This is a genomic window from Niabella sp. ZPM-14, assembly GCF_055693045.2.
Genome location: NZ_CM181148.1, coordinates 3,555,574 through 3,575,650 on the forward strand (window position 1 = coordinate 3,555,574; position 20,077 = coordinate 3,575,650).

Consider the following 20,077-nt stretch of genomic DNA (forward strand, 5'->3'; position numbering starts at 1 on the left):
ACATTCCCTTATCCTGGCCGCCTACGCTGTACTTTAAACCTGGGCCGCGTATGTCGAACTATTCAGTCCAACCTCAGTGTGATCCTTGCAGCGGCCCGTTTTTCCACACGTTGGTCATCGGTCCCGCTCACTGTGAGGATCCATTTAGTTAGCTAAACAACTATCTTGTATGAAGATAAGATTTTATGAGAAGAATGGTATAGATCCGGAATTGATCTCAGGCAATTTATGAACGCATATTGATTGTACGTACAGATTTTTTATCTTTGTCGTATAAAAGAAGTTTATGGATGCAAAAGTAACCTTGAGCTTTAATGCTACTGTAATCGAGAAGGCCAAAACCTATGCAGCATCAAAGGGATTAAGTCTTTCCCGGCTTACCGAAATTTTATTAAAAAAAGCCATGTCTACCGGCCTGCAGGGCGATATTGAACATATTCCCATTGAAGACTGGGTGAGCGCTGTCGCCGAGGGCCCCGCCGAATACAAGCATTCAGGGCTAAGCGAAAAAGAGCGCGCCGAGTTTTTTAAGAGCCGCAAATAATGGAAGCTTGAACATCTTTATTGACGCTAACATATTGATCGCCGTGGTAAATAAGGAATATCCCTTGTTTACTTATGCTTCCCGTGTGTTGAGCTGGGCTACCAGTCACAGCCACCAACTAAAAACCACGGCGGTTTGCCTTGCGATCACTTACTATTTTGCTGAAAAAAAGCATGGCACGGCGGCAGCTAAGGAAAAGATCTTATTACTGGCAAAGCATTTTACAATAGCAGACTGCGGCAACAAAGAGGTTGAAATGGCGGCCGCTGATACAAAAGTTAAGGACTTTGAAGATGGTCTGCAATATTATGCAGCGGTAAATGCCAACTGCAACTGTATTGTTACTGAAAACACCAAAGACTTTTATTTTTCAGGCGTACAGGTATTTACAGCACATCAGTTTCTCATGAACTTTTACGTCAAGTGACTTGAATGTCATTTGACGGACCACCGAGTACCTGACCGGGGCCGAAAGAGCATAGAAGTTTTTAGTCCGCGCCTCACATCAATATCCCGTTCACCGGTTTCAATCTTTCCTGAACCTCCTGCTCGTCCATCATTTCCTGCAGGTCGATCGCAATGCTGCGGCACATAGCCGACATAGGTACGTCCGTCACTGCATTTTCGAAAGGGTTCTCACTAAAGTCTCCCACCTGTTCCATCCAGTTGAATATCCAGGCAACTATAAGGCAGGCAGGAAACAGCAACCAAGGGGCTTCCGGCGTCACTTTCAAAATTTCGGAGATCAGACCAAACGGCAGAATGAACATGAAGATGTCGACAAACAGCCGGCTGAACACCGCATACTGCCTGGGGAATGGATAATTTTTGATGCGCTCGCAACCACCCTGATGATTATACAGTTCCTGCACAATATTACAAATGGTCATGTACTCCATAGCGTCGATCGTGCCGTCTTCTTTCATCGCCTTCAGATCAGTATTCTGGAGGTGCAATAAGTAGCTGGCGATATTTCCCTTTTTTTGAACGAGTGTATAATCTTCGCGCGAGACGTACTTGCTCAATATCCGCTCCGCCTTTTGCTCAAAGCTGTCTGTCTGATCTCTCTGCAATGGCGCTGTGTATCGCTGATAATATTTTTCGGACCAGACTTTATTCTTTCTCAGCTGCAGGCGAAGCAGGTTGCACCAGGCGATATGCCTGTGGATGAGGGCGCGGCTCTTTTCTTTGTCTTTCACCAGTTGTATCACCATGGTGCCCCACATCCGGCTGGCGTTCACGATCCCGCCCCAGATGCGCCTGGCTTCCCACATGCGATCGTAGGAAGAGTTGTTTTTAAAACCGACATAAAAAGATACTGCCGTACCGATAAGCGTTATAGGAAGGAGCGGTAGCGTAAGGTGTGTGTATCCCAATGTCACATGGAGGATATACACCAGGACACTGGATATCATAGGGATGAACACCGGGTAAAAAGTGCTGGGCACTAAATATTTCAATCGGATAAAGCGGGTAGTATACATGGTTAATTATTATAAGTGAGGTATTTAAAGAAGTGGGCCAATGCCATTGGTTGGTTGTTGTTTACTGCGCAGTCATTCTTATTCCTGTTTCAGCGGCATTACCATATTCCAGGTTTTATCTACCTGGTAGGGTTTTGAACCAGATCCGGTGGCGGCAAACAGATGCGTAGGCTTGCCGTTTTCGAACAGTAAGAAGGGACGTTCAAAATTTGCCTGTTTTGTGACAGTGCCATCATCCCATTTAATAATGCGCGAATATGCTTTTACAGGATCGGACAATTTCCACTGCACGCCATCTTTTGATGTGGCGTGGATGCCTCCGCCTTCTTCACCACATATATGCCCGAACCGGTCTTTCATGATCAATTCGTAATGGTCGCCCGCCCACCAGACAAAAGGATCTTCTACGTCATTTTCTTTTTGGGCACTGCTGTTAAAATCAAATACCGGTTTTTCTGAAAGCCGCTGTTACGGGCCCTTATAACCCTGTTTGGAAAGGGCAGCGCCTAATAATAAAGGCGGTGTGAGGTCTTTTGAGGACGACTTGTACATTAAATAAACACTTCCGTCGGGCCTTATGACGGGCGAGGGGTTCGAAGTGATGGTGGCATCCCATTTTCCGGGCCTGGGTGTGATAACGGGCTTGTCGACACGTTTCCACGGGCCGGTAATGCTGGGCGCTACAGCCAGTCCCACTCTTTTATTCATCCATGCTTTTTGTGCTCTTCCGTCGGCCCATGTATCAGAATTGTCATCAGGCACCGGGAAGTCGTAGGTGGTTCCCATATAATACAGCAGGTATTCGTTCTTGTATTTTGTGATCCGCGGATTATGCGTTGTCAGTCCGTCAAACCATTCTTTGCCACGCGGCGCCAGCACTACTTCCGCAAAGACATAAGGCCCTTCCGGTTTGTTGGAAACGGCTCTTACGATTTCTGAATTGGTGACCCATTTACCAAAACCGATCTCTTTAGGCCAGCGCGAAGCAAACATGTGATACTGTCCGTCTTCGCCCTTTATCACTGATGGATCCCACACCCAATAATCGTCCATCATGAAGCCACCGCCTTTAATGGCCGGTAGCAGCTTATCAGCGAAGCTGCTGTTAAGCGATGTTTTAGTCAGTGATGGCGGGTTGTAAAAGGCAGGCAATAAGATTCCGGCTGATAACTGTTTGATAAATGACCGTCTTTCCATGGAATAAAAATACATCAAAACATATTTCGTTTTTATTTCGAAATAAATTCAGCGGGCGTATCACTGGCAAAGGGGCGTATAGCTTTCGCATTCAGTCCCCGATAGTGCAATCCGTTGGTGCTCGGTTGTAAATCTGGGTTTTTTAAAATTTGTGCGATTGTAGCGGAACGGCGGAGCAGAACCTCGCCTGACTTTAAGCGCAACGATATCGGCAAGAACAAATGAGATGAATAAAAGCTTATCCTCCTCCGGAAGGGGATTATGTTTTAAATTTTGTATATTATAACGCTAATGATCAATGAAATATAAAAAATGTTGAGCTGGGTTTGGAAGGACGTCTTGAGTGGAGCAATAAGATATAGTAGCTAACTGAAAACGGAAAACAGCGACAAGCGGCCCCACTTGCAAAGCCTGGCTTCACTGGCCCCGCTCGAAACAATGCTCTCATAAAAGTTAGGACAAAAATCCCGGTGGCTATCCCATACGGAAGGCATACTTTTCTTCACACCCTGTGCAAATTTCGGGTCCTGCGGGGTACTGAGTTTTATTATATTTGCGCGTTGTGCAGGGAAATGGCACATTGAAATATAATGAATAAACGGGGGCCATACTGCGTTCGCTTGCGTGAGGGATGCGAAAGGTGGCAGCCGGAGGCTGGCAGCCCGAAGGGCCGCAGCCTGTAGCAGCCCGGCCCGCTTTGATGCGCGGGGAAAACCTCACAGGTTTAAAAAAACCTGCGAGGTTGGAGTGGAGGCGAGCGGGACACGCCCGGAAAATAAATAATAAAAAAAGGAATTGATAAATGGCTAAGGAAAAGGTAACTACGCCCGGAAGCAATTATGATGAAGATAGTATCAAGAGCCTCGATTGGAAAGAACATATCCGGTTGCGGCCGGGTATGTATATCGGAAAATTAGGCGACGGCAGTAGTCCTGATGATGGAATTTATGTCCTCGTGAAAGAGGTGATGGATAACTGTATCGATGAATATACCATGGGATACGGAAAAACCATTGAACTGACGATCGACGGGAAAACCGTGACGGTGCGCGATTATGGCCGCGGGATTCCGTTGGGAAAAGTAGTGGACGTAGTAAGCAAGATCAACACCGGTGCCAAATACGACAGCAGGGCCTTTCAAAAATCAGTGGGATTGAATGGCGTGGGTACGAAAGCCGTAAATGCCTTAAGCAATCACTTCAAGGTAGTGTCTGTGCGGGAAGAGAAAGAAAAAGTGGCCGAGTTTGAAAGAGGCGTGCTTGTTAAGGAGCACAAGGAAAGCAAGACCAGCGAAGGCAACGGCACGATGGTCACTTTTATACCGGACGACACGATATTTAAAAATTTTAAGTTTCATCATGAATTCCTCGAGAATCTTATCTGGAACTATTGTTTCTTAAATGCGGGTCTGAAGATCATTTTTAACGGTAAATCCTACATCAGCCGGAATGGTTTGCTCGACCTGCTGGAAAGAAAGACCAATCCTGATGAGATCCGTTACCCGATCGTGCACCTGAAAGGCGACGACATCGAAGTAGCATTGACGCACGGGAATGATTATGGTGAAGAGTTGTACAGCTTCGTAAACGGCCAGCATACCACACAGGGGGGCACCCACCAGCAGGCGTTCCGCGAGGCTTTCGTGAAGACGGTTCGCGAATTTTATAAAAAAGATTACGAAACTTCGGACATCCGTACAGGTATTGTTGCGGCTATCAGCGTGCGTGTGGTAGAACCGGTGTTCGAAAGCCAGACGAAGACCAAGTTGGGTTCTCAGAATGTAGATATCAACGGTCCGAGTATGCGCCAGTTTGTAGGCGACTTCTTTGCCCGTGAGCTGGATAATTACCTGCATAAAAATCCAACAGTCGCTGATGCGTTGAAGAAACGTATTGAGCAAAGTGAACGCGAAAGAAAGGATCTGGCCGGTATCAAAAAGCTAGCCAATGAGCGGGCTAAAAAAGCCAATCTCCACAATAAAAAATTGCGTGACTGCCGTTTTCATTTGAATGATGATGCGCCTTCCAAAAACAAAGAAGAGTTTGTTGAGAAGCAAAACGAGACGACCATTTTTATTACCGAGGGAGACAGTGCCAGCGGTTCCATTACCAAAGCGCGTAATGTGGAGACCCAGGCTGTGTTTAGCCTGCGTGGTAAACCGCTCAACTGTTTTGGCCTGACCAAAAAGGTGGTGTATGAAAACGAGGAGTTCAACCTGTTGCAGCATGCGTTAAATATTGAAGAAGGAATGGAGGGGCTGCGGTTCAATAATATTGTTATTGCAACCGATGCCGACGTGGACGGCATGCACATCCGCCTGCTGATCATGACCTTTTTCCTTCAGTTCTTTCCCGACCTGGTGAAGCAGGAGAAAGTATATGTGTTGGAAACGCCGTTGTTCCGTGTACGCGATAAAAAAGAAACCATCTATTGCTACAGCGAATCCGAAAAAAAGGCTGCGATCCGGAAGCTCAGCGGTAAGCCGGAAGTAACGCGTTTTAAAGGTTTAGGAGAAATAAGTCCGGAAGAGTTTGCACAGTTTATCGGATCTGATATGCGCAAACAACTGATGCGATTGGAGCATGGTGATCATATTCAGCAATTGCTGGAATATTATATGGGAAAAAATACCATGGAGCGGCAGGAGTTTATTATCAACAACCTGGTGGTAGAGATAGACAAGGAGGAGGCGCATAACGCAGCCACCGACTCGCAGGCGGTGCCTGAACAAGCAGTAGCTTAAGAACAATAAAATATTGCCCTTTGAACAGATTAGATTTGATACGCAAGTCGAAATCCATCTTCATGCGTTGGAACCTGCACCGGATGTCCGGTGCGCTTGAAGCCGGATTGCTCAACATGACCTACATGAGTATGTTGAGCCGGTGGCGAAGCCAGCACGTGGTTAGTGGCTATAACGACTGGTATCAGCGCGATTGGGACTACAGCCGCAGGATCAATCTGTATCAAAGTATACTACAGGGGGAAGGGTTGGCGGACACGCCTATCGACTACCTGGAATTTGGCGTATCCTCGGGATCGTCTTTTCGCTGGTGGCTGGAACATCAGACCCACGAAGATTCCCGGTTCTACGGCTTCGATACGTTTGAGGGGTTACCTGAAGCCTTTGGTCCCTTTGGCAAAGGAGCGATGGCGGCGTCTTTAGAATCGATTGGTGTAACAGATCCGCGCGCGACCTTTTATAAAGGATTGTTCCAGGACACGCTGATTCCCTTTCTTGATCAATATGACGGGAGCCGGCGGAAACTGATCCACATGGACGCCGATATATTTTCGGCAACCTTGTTCACTTTATCGCAGGTGTATCGCTTTTTGAAAGATGGTGATATTATTATGTTTGATGAATTTGCAGTACCGACCCATGAATTCCGGGCATTTCAGATATTTGCGGATAGTTTTTATGTAAAATATGAAGTCGTTGCTGCGGCCAATAACTATTTGTTTTTAGCAATCAAAATTAAAAAGGATTAATTGCGCAATCAGCTGAGCCGTTGTGATCAGCAACCACCATCAGATACTTGTGGGCATCACTGCGCTTTTAAATATTAGGTAAAGAATGATACATATTGTTTTTAACGAGGCAGAAGTTGAGGTAATGAAAAAGGTGCAGGAGCTGGATGAGACCCTCGCCGGTAACTTGATACAGATTAAGGATGACTATGCAGTGGGGCCCATTGCCGACCTGTATGAGACCGAGGGTTATCAGCAACGCCGCGATTGGTGGAAGCAGTTGCTGGAAAATTCCCCTTACAAAGAACAAACCGACCTGGTGGATGATAAGTTAACCGTGCACCAGCTGCTCAAAACGTTGGAAGAAAACGAAGCAGAAGAGGTTTGGATCTGGATGGGACAAAACCAGCATGACGTATGTGGTTACTACTGGCTGATGCCCCAGCTGCGCGAATTCCAGGGCCGGGTCATGGTACTGTATATGAACAATCTTCCCTTCATCAACGAGAAAGGACAGATATTCTATCCCTCCTGGCTCAGCGAAATCATGCCTTCTGAATTTCTGAAAGCCAAAAAGCTCGCGAGACCGATCACGTTAAGCGAGTTTGAAGTGGATCCCGACGAGTGGAGCAAGTTGATGCAGGAAAACGCGATGGTAAGGATGCTCGAAGGCGGCAAAAAGATCGTCAGCAAGGGCAATGACTTTTACGATGCAGAGATCCTGAAGAACATGACGAACGAATGGCAGAAAGCATCCCGCGTATTGCAGAACACATTGCACCGGATGCAGATCAAAACCGGCGACGTGTTTTTAATGTGGCGGATCAGGACGCTGATCGAGAAAGGAACGCTTTTGGCCGAAGGCGAAGTCAACAAGGATTGGAAATCATTCGACATTAAACTTGCAGGAGCGAACGCTGGCAGTTAAGCAGCAATATGACCTGGCGCGCCATGACGATCTTCCTGCGTCAAAGCTTTTTATATGAAATTAATTTTGAAACTGGAAGAATTGGCGATGCTTTTAGTCTGCATCTTCCTTTTATGGAATAGCGATGCCGCCTGGTTTTGGTACTTGTTGCTCTTCATCGGTCCTGACATAAGTATGGTGGGGTATATGGTGAACAATAAAGCAGGGGCGTTTTTATACAATCTTTTTCATCATAAAGGCATTGCCATTAGCGTTTTTTTATGCGGGATTTATTGGGCAAATGGCTGGCTGCAGCAGGTAGGAATTATACTCTTCGGACATTCGTCGTTCGACAGAATAGCCGGTTACGGACTGAAATATGAAAAAGGATTTGCTTTTACGCATCTGGGGTTGATAGGGAAGGAAGCGAAGTTGAAAAGTTGAAGGGTATTGTCTGGTCTGACCCTGCCCGAAGGAGTCATTCAGGCGGGCCTGCCCGAAAGAGTCATTCAGGCGGGCCTGCCCGAAAGCATTCATTCAGGCGGGCATCCCGGTCTGACCAGAGACTTGAAACGGTTCAGAGATTGATGATAACTTATTATAAGTTCCATCCAATGATGGAAAGGGATGAAATGCAGACTGACGATTTAGTAGTAATATTGAACGATTTTTATAAGGAGATAACAGAATAATGAAGGACGAAATTGTAGATAACATTGAACACAGTGACGGAAGCGGATTACAAGGCCAGTTTAAAACCTGGTTCCTGGATTACGCCTCTTATGTAATATTGGAGCGTGCCGTACCGGCAATAGAGGACGGCTTCAAACCCGTACAGCGACGCATCCTGCACTCGATGAAGCAGATGGATGACGGCCGTTTGCATAAGGTCGCCAACATTGTGGGACAAACCATGTCCTATCACCCTCACGGGGATATGAGTATTCGTGATGCCCTGGTGAATATGGGACAAAAGGACCTGCTGATTGATACGCAGGGTAACTGGGGTAACGTAGAGACCGGCGATGATGCGGCAGCGTCGAGGTATATCGAAGCCCGCCTGAGCAAATTCGCGCTGGAAGTGGCTTTCAACGCAAAGACCACCGATTGGCAGCTGAGTTATGACGGGCGTAATAACGAGCCCGTGACCCTGCCGGTAAAGTTCCCGCTGCTACTGGCTCAAGGCGCTGAAGGTATCGCTGTGGGTTTATCCACCAAGATACTGCCCCACAATTTCTGCGAGCTGATCGACGCCTCCATCAAATACCTGAAGGGAAGAAAGTTTGAGCTATATCCCGATTTTCAGACGGGCGGCATGATCGACGTGGCAGACTATAACCAGGGAAAGCGCGGAGGAAAAGTAAAAGTGCGCGCTCATATTGAAGAAGCGGATAAAAAGACACTCTTGATCAAGAGCGTTCCGTACGGCGTGACCACCGATCAGATGATTGAATCGATCGTTAAAGCCAATGACCAGGGTAAGATCAAGATCAAAAAAGTGACGGACAACACGGCGGCCAACGTGGAGATCCAGGTAGACCTCGCAGCGGGCATCTCTTCTGATATCACGATCGATGCTTTATACAAATTCACCAATTGTGAGATATCTATATCGCCGAATGCCTGCGTGATCGTTGACATGAAGCCGAAGTTTTTAACGGTGCATGACCTGTTAAAGATTTCGGTTGACAATACGAAAGACCTGCTTCAAAAGGAACTGGAGATCAAGCTGGGCGAGCTGAACGAAAAATGGCATTATACCTCACTGGAAAAGATCTTCTTTGAAGAAAAGATCTACAAGGAGCTGGAAAAGAAACATGACACCTGGGATAAAGTGATCTCAGCGATTGATAAAGCCTTTGATCCTTTCAAAAAGAAACTGAAGCGGGAAGTAACGAGAGAAGATATCCTGAAACTGACCGAGAAGCCGGTGCGCCGGATCTATCGTTTAGATATTGATGAGCTGAATGCTCAGATCAAAGACCTGGAAAGTGAGATCAAAAATGTGAAACATGACCTGGCTCACCTGGTGGAATATGCCATAGCCTATTTCGAAAACCTGCTGAAAAAATTTGGGAAGGGCCGCGAGCGTAAAACCGAGATCAAGCAGTTTGAGATCATTGAGGCTAAACATGTGGTGATCGCTAATACCAAGTTATATGCAGATCGCTCGGGAGGCTTCATCGGTACGAGTCTGAAAAAAGATGAGCTGTTGTTTGAGTGCTCCGACCTGGATGATATCATCGTCTTTACCAAACGGGGTATCATGAAAGTGATCAAGATCGCGGAGAAGACCTTTGTGGGCAAAGACATCATTCATGTGGCGGTATTTTTAAAAGGAGACGATCGCACCACGTACAACATGATATATGCGGATGGAAAGACGGGGGTCAGTTATGCAAAACGCTTCAATGTGACGGGCGTGACACGTGATAAGGAATATGACCTGACCAAAGGCGACCCTAAAAGTAAAGTACATTACTTTACCGTCAATCCCAACGGAGAGGCGGAAGTGGTGAAAATATTGTTGAGTCCCAACAGCCCGGCGCGTGTCAAAGAGCTGGATTTCTATTTTGAAGAACTGGCGATCAAGGGCCGTAGCAGTATGGGAAACCAGGTGACGAAATATGCCATCAAATCGGTGAAGTTCAAGGAAGCCGGCCGCGCGACGCTGAGCGGGAAAAAGCTCTGGTTTGACGATAAGTTCGGACGCCTCAACACCGACGAAAAAGGGGCTTACCTGGGAATGTTCGAGCCGGCTGATCAGTTGCTGGTCATTTATACCGATGGTCATTATGAGGTAACCGACCAGGAAATGACCCAGAAATTCGATCCGGAAAAAGTGTTGCTGATCGAGCGTTACGATCCTGAAAAGATCATTACCGCTGTCTACGTAGACATGAAGCAGCTGCAATACAACGTAAAGCGCTTCAAGATTGAAACCAGCACGCTCAAAAATAAGTTTCTCTTTATCAAAGAAGGAGATGGAAATTACCTGGAATGTGCCACCACAGCCGCAGAGCCGGTGTTACAGGTACAGAGCGGACGCGGCGACCAGGTGCGCAATGCCAAGTTCAAGCTGGCAAAAGTGACGGATGTGATGGGCTGGAAAGCCGTAGGAGCGAAGCTCACCGACTACAACAAAAGTGTCTCCATGGAGTGGGTGGAGACAAAAGAAACCGGACCGCAACAGGAGCTGTTTGAGGAATAAAATTCCGGTTGCCCGCTAAAATCTGGCATGAAATTTCCGCTGCGTTTATGCGGATGATCAGGCCGGAGGCCGGCGTGTGAGCCGTTTCTGGTAGTGTAAGAAAAAGCTGTCCAGACGCGAGGCCGGGTGAGCCTCGCCTTGTTGACTAACGATTTTTAGCTCGTAAATAAGCGTTCATGTTTGAATACTGGGAAATAACGGATCTGTACAAAGCCCTGATCTCACTTGGGGCGGGTATTGTCCTGGGGCTTGAAAGAGAATTGAAAGATAAGGCTGCGGGGCTTAAAACGATAACACTAATTTGTATAGGCTCCTGCCTGTTCTCCATCTTATCAGTAAAGATTGGCAATGAATACACCGACGCAGCCCGGATTGCTTCGTATATCGTAAGTGGTATCGGTTTTTTAGGGGCGGGTGTTATTTTTAAAGACGGCATTACCGTTTCGGGGCTTACGACTGCCAGCGTTATATGGGTTGCTGCTGCTGTAGGGATGGCAGTGGGTTTTGGGGAAGTGTGGCTGGCGTTGACATTTTTATCTCTTGCTTTGTTGATGACCTATTTTGGCGGTTGGTTCAATAAGATTTTTCCAAGTGCCAAATTGAGTCGGCTGTTAATGATTTGCATTGATAAAAAGCATGCGTCAATGAGAGCGGACATCATTGAGCCTATTAGCGGGTTTGCTACCAGATATGAGGAGCGTAAGTTTAAAGTGCAGGATGATAAAGTATATATTTACCTTGATGTCACCGTACGCACAAAAAAACTAAGCAGTCTCGAAAATTACCTAATCAGCAGGTCCGAAATCCTTGATTTTGAGCTATAAGATTTAAAAATACCTTTCGTATCCCAATCCGTAAGTAAAGATCAAATTCTCTTTTTCGGTGCGGCTGTTCTTATTATATGATAGCCTGGTATTCAGGTTAAGCCCCTTCCACAACTGGTAGGTAAATTCTGAATCACTGGATAAGATGTGATCGCTGATATATTCCAGCGACGGCTGGAAAAAGTTCTCGGTTCTGAAGGTAAAGCGTTCTCCCAGTTTAAACATAAATTGAGCCCGCAATGAATTCCGGATTGTCTGGTAATTGATTACCGCCGTGTCTCCTTGTATAATGCGGCTAAGCTCGCCAATAAAACCATTGCTGACATTGAGCCACAGGTTAGGCCTGTTCAGAAAGTTATAAGCGATACCGATACCCACCTGTCCCTGGCTTTTGATGTCTAACGAATAGCTGGTCGTATAATTGACCAGGCCCCAATAATAAAATTCCGGGAAGTGCCTGTACAGGTTCACATTACTCGAAAGGTTGAAGTCGTTGTTCGTGAGGCGGTCAGGCGCCATGCCATAGATCCATTTCGCGGAGGAATTCAGGACGGTTCTTTTTTTCCTGATGTTGTACTGAATGTTATTATTCAGAAGGTAGTTAGCTCCGTCAGCCGTCTTGTTGATTGAGCCTCCGGAGGCCAGCTTGAGATACCGGGTAGTACTATCGTTAAATTGCGCCAAAAGCGCTATGGGACTTATAAAAAAAGTTAGAGCAAGTAGTAAAGCCTTCATGATTCTGTATCGGGCTGCAGCAAAGGAACATTAACAACAAGCAGCGCTAATTATTTGAGAAAGCGTTTCATTTCGCGCTCCACATCTTTCTGCTTGATACTTTCACGTTTGTCGTACAGTTTTTTTCCTTTGCCCAGACCTATTTCAATTTTAATAAAATTCCGGTCGTTCATGAAAATTTTGAGCGGCACCAACGTGTAGCCTTTTTCTTTCAGCTTGGCTTGTATTTTTTTTATCTCTCTTTTCTGCAGCAGCAATTTTTTGTCCCGGTCTGCATCGTGGTTGTTAACAGTGCCATGCGAGTAAGGAGAAATATGTAGACTCTTGATCCACAATTCGCCCTTGTGTAGGATGCAGTAGCTATCATTAAAGCTGGCTTTTCCTTCGCGCAAAGACTTCACCTCCGTGCCGAGCAATACCATGCCGGCTACATAAGTATCGTCAATAAAATACTCATGAAACGCAGAACGGTTCTTTATGAATATAGGTGAAGCCAGTGTGGATGAGTTAATAAGATGAAAAGTTATTAGGTTGAGAAGTGGTAACGCTCATCAACCTTTACAAATATGAACTGCTAAAAATTTAATTTCTAAACAGACGAATAACCGTACCGATTCTTTCTTTAAGATCTCTTCGGTTAACGATGAAATCCAGGAAGCCGTGCTCCAGTAAAAATTCGCTGCGCTGGAAACCTTCAGGAAGATCTTTCTTAATGGTTTCTTTGATCACACGCGGACCGGCAAAACCAATCAGGGCGCCGGGTTCAGCAATGTTTAAATCACCCAGCATTGCGAAGGATGCCGATACGCCGCCGAAGGTAGGATCGGTAAGCAAGGAAATATAAGGAAGTTTGGCATCGCTCAGTTGAGAAAGCTTGCCGCTTGTTTTTGCCATTTGCATTAACGAAAAAGCACTTTCCATCATGCGCGCGCCGCCACTCTTGTTGATCATCATGTAAGGCAGCTTATGCTTGATGCAATAATCAACTGCCCTCGCAAATTTTTCACCCATCACACTGCCCAGCGAACCTCCGATAAATTCGAAGTCCATACACGCGATAACGATCGGTTCTCCGTCTACCTTTCCGACTGCCACACGCACTGAATCATTCAGGCTGCTGTTGGACCAGATGTCTTCCAGCCGCTTCTTGTAAGGCTTCAGGTCAGTGAATCCTAACAGGTCCTTACTTCTGATATTGGTGAAAAGCTCTTCGTATTCGTTATTATCAAACAGTACTTCATAATACTGAAAGCTGTTCAAGCGATGATGGTAGCCACATTTGGGACACACGTATAATTGTTCCCGCAACTCGGCAAAAGTCGAAATATAATTACACTCCGGGCATTTGGTCCACAAGCCTTCCTGCGTTTCCTTTTTTTCCGAAGTCTTCGTTAAGATGCCTTTTTTAATGCGGCGAAACCAACCTGCTTTCTGATCCTTCCCTTGTTCACCAGCCAGGTCGGCATCAAAATCTTCTATCTGCTCAGCCATAAGTAGATAAATATATTTTAGATAAGGTACAAATATAAGGATTGTTTAGGGGAAGTTGACAGATGACAATTGGCAGATGACAGATGTGACTTGTAATTTTTAATTTGAGCCTGTCAACTGTCCTCTGTCAACCGCCAACTCAAAAATTACTCGTACCTTAACGCTTCTATCGGGTTTAATTTTCCTGCTTTTACGGCAGGATAAAGGCCCGCGAGCAACCCTACTGCACTGCAAATGATAATACCATACGCCACCCAAGCCCAGGGTACCACAAATCCTGTACCTAAGATAATCGCGAAGCTGTTGCCGATTAATATGCCTAAGATAATACCGAAAATAGCGCCCAATACGCTGATTATGAACGCCTCCAGCAGAAATTGCTTTTTAACAACGGTGCTTTTTCCGCCGATGGCTTTGATCAATCCCACTTCTTTTGTACGTTCGGCCACGCTTACCAGCATGATATTCATGAGCCCGATTGCCGCGCCGATCAGGGTGATCAGACCGATGACGGTGGCCGATATTGTGAGAAAGCCCAGGCTATTCATGGCCTGCTCAACAATGCTGTCACTTTTGTCCAGCACAAAATTGCTTTCTTCGGTGATCATGATTTTTCTGACGCCCCGGAAAAGTGCTTCCGCTTCGCCCATCGCCTCATTCATTTTATTGATATCGTCTACCTTCACGGCAAGCACGTAAGATGAGTTGGCACCTGAAAAGTTTTTGGCCAGGTTGCGGTAGCCAATAATGGTCATATTGTCGCGGCTAAAACCAAAAGTGGAACCGCGGCTCTCCAGAACGCCGAGCACTAGATAGGGGAGGTTGTTGATCCGTACCGTTTTCCCGACCGCTCTCCCCGGCGCTTCGTCAAAGAATTTTGCGGCCACATCATAACCCAAAATACACACATTCTGACCGCTCCGGACCTCCTGCAGCGTCAGGTTGCGTCCGCTTAAAAGCGAATATCCATTCAGGTCCAGGTACTTCTCGTCGCCGCCAAACATCATGACATTGGGACTGGTCTTTTTATCGGAAAAAGAAATGGTATTACTGCGGTTCCCGAACACAGAAACGCCGGTTACAGCGCCCGGAAACTTAAAATTGCTGACAAAATATTCTGCCTCATCGCGGGTAATGGCCTTGCCCAGATTAGACTTCTTCTCTTTTTTACCTTTCTTGGAAACTTTCAATTCGTCGCCCCCACCACCAAAGCGGATATTTCTTTCCTTAAACCGAATGGTAAACGCATTAGCGCCCATGCTGGAGAAGCTTTCGGTAAACTTCTGGTTCATGGCTTTGATGGCTGTGATGATGCCGATCAGGGCCATAATACCAAAGGCGATGATCGCCACGGTAAGTGCCGTGCGCAAAGTATTGCCCCTGACGGTGCGGAAAGCTAAAAGAAAAGTATCGCTGAATTTCATCCGAACATTTATTGTTTGCAGCTTCGCTGCGATTTTAGTTGGTCGGATGGAACTACGCGTATAAATTTCCATACGTAATAAAAATTCATTGTGCTTCGTTTCATTCGTTAATAAGCCTGATACATAAAGCTAAAGGCATAAAATAAGATGAGCAAAAATTTTATTGAAACGATAGGGTGAGTCGTTAGGTAGTGGAAGTGCCTATCGGTATGACATCGAAATTTTGAAGACCCGTTAATTAGGGAGATGCAGTAACCTACGGACTTTTTTGGGCTTAGGCACGTGCATTTGATGCAGGACAGTGCTGACTAAAGTTTTTGAATCGGTCTCTGTTATGTCTTGACTAGTTCAGGTAACTTTAAACGCCTAGACCAAATCGTTAACGACCAGTCGAAGTGGCGGATTGGTCAGGTTTTATTCTTACAATCTTGTTGTCGCGTAATACAACGAGTTCGCTATTCTTTGATCTCTTAAATTCTAATAATTTTTCATAGACCTTTTCAAGCCCTTTTAGAATTTTAGTTTTTTCCTCAATCTGAATCTCAATAGGTGTCATAATAATTTTTTAAAAGGTTGAATTTTTCCTGGTTCACAATAGATAGCCGGTTATACAGTTGTTTATCAGCTAACAGTTGATATTTCCCTTCAGAATTATCAAATAGCAGAGCTCCGTCAACTATTGGCAGATAAATGTCAAATAGGTTTTTAATTCCTTTTACATATCTTCTTTCAATAACATCAGGTTTGATATCATGCCCACCTTCTAATACTCTTGTTCTTACCCGTTCCTTTGCTAGGTCGATGTTCTGGAGCCAAAAGAATAACAAAGTTACGCGATACCCCTTGGCTCTCGCCTCGAGAACTTTGTTTTTGTAACTCTTCGTTGACAATGTGGTTTCAAATGCGAAGTCTTGGTTTTCACGAAGCAATTCGTTAATCCTGTTCAACATTATTCGTCCCGCCTCAAATGAAACTTTTTCAGGTTGAAAAGGAGATAACCCTTTGGCAATCTCATCTGCATTGACAAATTCCTTACAATCTAGGATTTCCGGCAAGATTGTAAACGAAGCAGTAGTTTTCCCTGCACCGTTACAACCTGCGATTATGTAAAGCTTTTTGCCGCCCATGAGCGCAATTTACACATTAATTTTGGTGAACTTTCGTGCTGGAAAATGTGTTCACAACACTATCAAAGCATGGCAAATAAGGCTCCATATATTGAGCTTTTTTGTTAAGACCATTCCTGTAGTTATTGAAATGACCGTTTCCTTTAAGCTTCTTGAATGCCAAAGGGCAAATTTCGTTATAGTTTTATCATTACGCTTCCTGAGACGAGATCGTGAATGGCCCTGCGTTTTGGATTGATGTGGATCGTCAGAAAAGAAAGCCAACCCAAGAGTACTTTCACCGGGTACCGTACAACGGCCTGGAAGAAAGTAATTCTTTGGGCCGAGTTGGAATTTTTTCTAACCCGGATACCTCTTAAATAATTGCCTAATGTCGCGCCAAGTGTCATGGAAAGAGGCTCATAGGCAACAAAAAGTCCGATAAACAATACGATTCGCAGCCAGTCAGGCACCTGCCCAAATCTATCTAAAAGGCTGGCAAATGCAAATGTTAAGGCAACGATCAGCAATAAGTCAATAAAGGTGGATTGCACCCGATCTCTTAGTTCCGGATATTTTTCTTCCATAAGCGTATTGAATGTATAAAATAAAGATCACCGCACACCTTTCCTTAATCGGTGCTGTTGGGCGATCTTATAATTTAGCTTGGTATAACAGGAGCTGCGCTTCAGTTCATGCCGCACTTAGAAGTACAGCCACCCTAAAAACACCTGGGGAAATACACCCAGCAGTATAATGAGGACGCATATAAGCACCAGAGCAGCTCTCTCGAGGCTTGTTGCCGCCACCGATTGTACCGGGCCGTCTTTAAAGTACATCGCTTGGATCACGCGAAAATAATAATACACGCTCACAGCGGCCATCAATACAGCAAAGATTACCAACCAAAGATTTTCGCCTGTGGCAATGGCAGCCTTCAACATATAAAACTTTCCGAGGAAGCCCGCCGTTAAAGGAATCCCTGCCAGTGATAAAAAACAGATCGTCGTGGTAAAGGCCAATACCGGCTGATGTTTAGCCAGACCATTAAACCCTTCGAAGCTGTAATCAGTCATTTTACCTAATACCGCAAAGATGCCGATGGTCGCCAGGCAGTAAGCCGCAGAGTAGATCAACAAACCCTCGCGCCCGGTGTCATTGGTCGCATACACAGCAAAGAGTAAAAAGCCCGCTTGCGCAATGCTCGAATAAGAAAGCATCCGCTTCACGCTTTGTTGAAATACTGCTGTGATATTCCCGACCAACAAGGTAGCGGCAATCATCACTGCTACCCAGATAGACCAGGTATCTTCCAACTTGCCAAAGGCGCCGCTAAACAACCGTACAAATCCCACGAAAATAGCAGCCTTCACAATAGTCGCCATGAAAGACGTGAATACCGTCGGAGCACCATCATATACATCGGGTGTCCAGAAATGGAAGGGCGCTACGGAGGCTTTAAAGCTCATCGCAAACAAGAGGAACAACATGCCCGCTATGTGAAGGTGAGGCGTTTTGCTTTGCACAGCGAAATTCATATTATCGATTGTAAACGTTCCCTGCGCGCCATATATCAGGGCAATACCCATGAGCATGATGCCTGTTGAGAAGGAGCCCATCAGGAAATATTTCAGGGCAGCTTCGTTGCTTTTTAAGTTCTTTTTGTCAGACCCGGTCAGGATATACAAGGGGATCGAGATGATCTCTATACCCAGGAAAAGCGTCAATAATGAAGTAAAACTGGTGGTTAAAGTGATCCCTGCGATGATAAAGAAAATCAGCGCGAAATATTCAGCGAGGTTACGACCCACCTTTTCCATTTGGTTGGACGAAACGACCAGGTATACCAATGTGGCAAAAATGGCTAGCGCATTAAAAAATAAGGCATAGCTGTCAAACCTCATGAAACCGGAAACATCGAATGTAAATAACCTGATATGCTTCATTTCGAGGTAATTCGCCACCAGCAGCACGATCATGGCGATCAGGCCCGTGGTTTTGATAGCTGCGTTTCGTTTGAAGAAAACACCGCTAAACATCATAACAACGCCGAAAATTGCAGAGAGTACTAATGCGTTCATACTTTATTGCTTAATGCTTCGGTTTTAATAATGGAAGCACATCTGATTTATGTAAAATGGAATCTGTTATTTCTTCGAAAGAATGTAATAGGTGTTGTGGGTAGACGCCTGCCACAATTATTATCACAGCGATGACTCCTAATATTGCTTTTTCATGAAAGGCAATATCCGTAGCCGTTTCAGTCAACGCGTTGGTTTCGCCCAGAAACACTTTGCGGCCCATTTTCAGGGTATAAACCGCGCCGAGGATAATACCCATACCCGCCGCCACGGTCAAAGGAATGCCATATTTCGTGATAGGAGAGCTTAAGATGCCGTTGAACATCAGGAATTCACCCACAAAAGCATTCGTCAACGGAAGCGCAATATTAGCAAAAGCGATGATGAAGAAGAAGATCGTCAGGGCGGGCGCCTTTTTAGCGATACCACCCAACTCGCTCATTTTTCTCGTGCCGAACTTTCTTTCAATGATCTCAACGATGATCCACATACCCAGTATATTGATACCGTGGGAGAACATCTGGATCATGGTGCCCTGGATCCCGCTCTTGGTTTCCGCGAAGACAGCAATAGCCATCAGCCCGATGTGAGCGATAGATGAGTAGGCCACAAGGCGCTTCATGTCATCCTGCTGGAAGGCAATCAGTGAAGCGTAGATAATACCGATCACCGCCATCGTAGACACGGTATCGCCCCAGCTGTAGGCGGCGATAGGCAATACCGGCAACAGCCAACGCAACAGACCCAGCACGCCCATCTTTACCATGATGCCGCTCAGCACCATAGTCGCTGCGGTAGGGGATTGTTCGTAAGCGTCCGGCTGCCAGGTATGCAAAGGGAATATAGGCATCTTAACGGCGAATGCTACAAAGAAGAGCCAGAATACCCACATCTGCTCCTTAGGCCCTAAACCTGCATTATAAAAAGCGTCAATCGCAAAAGAATTCGTTTTGGAATAGATATACAGGATGCCGACCAACATCAGTAATGAACCAACAAATGTGTAGATGAAAAATTTAAAAGTGACTTTGATCCTTCTTTCGTTACCCCACTGAGAGCAGATAAAGTAAACGGGGATCAGCGCCAGCTCCCAGAAAAAATAGAACAACAGCGCATCCATCGCCAGGAACACCCCCATAAGGCCGGCCTGTGTCAGCAGCATTAATCCCAGGAAATTGTTAGCCTTTTTATAAGTCGTATTCCAGGTGGAAACAAAGATCAGGGGAAAGGAAAGGGCGGTGAGCATGCACAGCATGGAACCCATTCCGTCCGAACTCAGCGAAAAGCTGCTGTTCAACAGGCCCATCCATGGCGCATTAAACGTTAAAGCTTCCTTGCCCGTTACATAGGTAAAGCCTATGATGGCGACTATAAAAGTTGAAATAGCTGCCAGTAACGACCAGGTTCTCGCACCTGCTTCCTTCTTTATAAAAAAAGTGATAATGCCGCTAAATAATGGTATTAATATCAACAACAATGCGATCATAAAAAAAGGCCTTACCCCGAGCATCTCCCAAAAGAAGAGCAATAAACCGCGGAGTTCGTTTTAAATTTTAAAAATCATTTTATTTTCAAATGCACTTCCTTTCCCGGTCGGGACAG

The 20,077-nt window shown here is 45.7% G+C and carries 20 protein-coding genes; 8 read left to right on the forward strand and 12 right to left on the reverse strand.

Translation table 11 applies throughout. The features are described from left to right. Positions 1 to 286: 286 nt before the first annotated feature. Positions 287 to 544 carry a DUF6364 family protein gene (locus tag ACU37H_RS15095; RefSeq protein WP_472706202.1) on the forward strand — a complete coding sequence of 86 codons (258 nt, stop codon included), beginning with the start codon at positions 287 to 289 and terminating at the stop codon, positions 542 to 544. A 7-nt stretch (positions 545 to 551) separates the two neighbouring features. Then, positions 552 to 971, forward strand: a complete 420-nt coding sequence (locus ACU37H_RS15100) for a type II toxin-antitoxin system VapC family toxin (RefSeq protein ID WP_472706201.1) — start codon at positions 552 to 554, stop codon at positions 969 to 971. A gap of 73 nt (positions 972 to 1,044) precedes the next feature. Here ACU37H_RS15100 and ACU37H_RS15105 read toward each other — a convergent pair whose 3' ends face one another. From ACU37H_RS15105 to ACU37H_RS15115, 3 genes are all read right to left on the reverse strand, one after another. Beyond that, positions 1,045 to 2,028 (reverse strand): bestrophin family protein, encoded by a 984-nt coding sequence (locus ACU37H_RS15105; protein WP_472706199.1) that lies wholly within the window; start codon positions 2,026 to 2,028, stop codon positions 1,045 to 1,047. 78 nt (positions 2,029 to 2,106) lie between these two features. Next, on the reverse strand, positions 2,107 to 2,388 hold the full coding sequence (locus tag ACU37H_RS15110; RefSeq protein ID WP_472706197.1) for a glycoside hydrolase family protein: 282 nt from the start codon (positions 2,386 to 2,388) through the stop codon (positions 2,107 to 2,109). A gap of 108 nt (positions 2,389 to 2,496) precedes the next feature. Next, positions 2,497 to 3,225 (reverse strand): glycoside hydrolase family protein, encoded by a 729-nt coding sequence (locus tag ACU37H_RS15115; protein ID WP_494407560.1) that lies wholly within the window; start codon positions 3,223 to 3,225, stop codon positions 2,497 to 2,499. An 802-nt stretch (positions 3,226 to 4,027) separates the two neighbouring features. Here ACU37H_RS15115 and ACU37H_RS15120 point away from each other — a divergent pair. From ACU37H_RS15120 to ACU37H_RS15145, 6 genes are all read left to right on the forward strand, one after another. Further along, entirely contained in the window at positions 4,028 to 5,968 is a 1,941-nt protein-coding gene (locus ACU37H_RS15120; RefSeq protein WP_472706194.1) for a DNA topoisomerase IV subunit B, read from the forward strand. A 20-nt stretch (positions 5,969 to 5,988) separates the two neighbouring features. Continuing rightward, positions 5,989 to 6,717 carry a class I SAM-dependent methyltransferase gene (locus tag ACU37H_RS15125; RefSeq protein ID WP_472706193.1) on the forward strand — a complete coding sequence of 243 codons (729 nt, stop codon included), beginning with the start codon at positions 5,989 to 5,991 and terminating at the stop codon, positions 6,715 to 6,717. A gap of 85 nt (positions 6,718 to 6,802) precedes the next feature. Beyond that, positions 6,803 to 7,624, forward strand: a complete 822-nt coding sequence (locus ACU37H_RS15130; protein ID WP_472706191.1) for a DUF1835 domain-containing protein — start codon at positions 6,803 to 6,805, stop codon at positions 7,622 to 7,624. A 54-nt stretch (positions 7,625 to 7,678) separates the two neighbouring features. Then, on the forward strand, positions 7,679 to 8,047 hold the full coding sequence (locus tag ACU37H_RS15135) for a DUF4260 domain-containing protein (RefSeq protein ID WP_472706189.1): 369 nt from the start codon (positions 7,679 to 7,681) through the stop codon (positions 8,045 to 8,047). A 247-nt stretch (positions 8,048 to 8,294) separates the two neighbouring features. Next, the gene (locus tag ACU37H_RS15140) at positions 8,295 to 10,814 is read left to right on the forward strand and encodes a DNA gyrase/topoisomerase IV subunit A (protein ID WP_472706187.1); all 2,520 of its coding nucleotides are present in this window, start codon (positions 8,295 to 8,297) and stop codon (positions 10,812 to 10,814) included. A gap of 176 nt (positions 10,815 to 10,990) precedes the next feature. Beyond that, on the forward strand, positions 10,991 to 11,638 hold the full coding sequence (locus ACU37H_RS15145) for an MgtC/SapB family protein (RefSeq protein ID WP_472706185.1): 648 nt from the start codon (positions 10,991 to 10,993) through the stop codon (positions 11,636 to 11,638). Between the two features lie 3 nt (positions 11,639 to 11,641). On the opposite strand, the gene ACU37H_RS15150 is transcribed toward ACU37H_RS15145, so the two are convergent. The 9 genes from ACU37H_RS15150 to ACU37H_RS15190 form a co-directional block, all read right to left on the reverse strand. Further along, the gene (locus tag ACU37H_RS15150) at positions 11,642 to 12,322 is read right to left on the reverse strand and encodes a DUF481 domain-containing protein (RefSeq protein ID WP_472706183.1); all 681 of its coding nucleotides are present in this window, start codon (positions 12,320 to 12,322) and stop codon (positions 11,642 to 11,644) included. Positions 12,323 to 12,423: 101 nt separating this feature from the next. After that, positions 12,424 to 12,900: an SsrA-binding protein SmpB gene (smpB, locus tag ACU37H_RS15155; RefSeq protein WP_494407613.1), complete on the reverse strand. Its 477-nt coding sequence runs from the start codon at positions 12,898 to 12,900 to the stop codon at positions 12,424 to 12,426. A 55-nt stretch (positions 12,901 to 12,955) separates the two neighbouring features. Further along, entirely contained in the window at positions 12,956 to 13,864 is a 909-nt protein-coding gene (accD, locus tag ACU37H_RS15160) for an acetyl-CoA carboxylase, carboxyltransferase subunit beta (protein WP_472706181.1), read from the reverse strand. 146 nt (positions 13,865 to 14,010) lie between these two features. Continuing rightward, positions 14,011 to 15,288, reverse strand: coding sequence for an ABC transporter permease (locus ACU37H_RS15165; protein WP_472706179.1), 1,278 nt, complete (start codon positions 15,286 to 15,288; stop codon positions 14,011 to 14,013). 379 nt (positions 15,289 to 15,667) lie between these two features. Further along, a complete protein-coding gene (locus ACU37H_RS15170; protein WP_472706177.1) occupies positions 15,668 to 15,844 on the reverse strand; it encodes a hypothetical protein in 177 nt (58 codons plus the stop codon). Next, positions 15,831 to 16,415: an ATPase gene (locus ACU37H_RS15175; protein WP_472706175.1), complete on the reverse strand. Its 585-nt coding sequence runs from the start codon at positions 16,413 to 16,415 to the stop codon at positions 15,831 to 15,833. Before ACU37H_RS15175 ends, ACU37H_RS15170 begins: the two co-directional genes overlap by 14 nt. 176 nt (positions 16,416 to 16,591) lie before the next feature. Continuing rightward, a complete protein-coding gene (locus ACU37H_RS15180; protein ID WP_472706173.1) occupies positions 16,592 to 16,981 on the reverse strand; it encodes an RDD family protein in 390 nt (129 codons plus the stop codon). Positions 16,982 to 17,098: 117 nt separating this feature from the next. Then, positions 17,099 to 18,475 carry an NADH-quinone oxidoreductase subunit N gene (locus ACU37H_RS15185; RefSeq protein WP_472706171.1) on the reverse strand — a complete coding sequence of 459 codons (1,377 nt, stop codon included), beginning with the start codon at positions 18,473 to 18,475 and terminating at the stop codon, positions 17,099 to 17,101. A gap of 10 nt (positions 18,476 to 18,485) precedes the next feature. Beyond that, on the reverse strand, positions 18,486 to 19,961 hold the full coding sequence (locus tag ACU37H_RS15190) for a complex I subunit 4 family protein (RefSeq protein WP_472706169.1): 1,476 nt from the start codon (positions 19,959 to 19,961) through the stop codon (positions 18,486 to 18,488). Between the last annotated feature and the right edge of the window lie 116 nt (positions 19,962 to 20,077).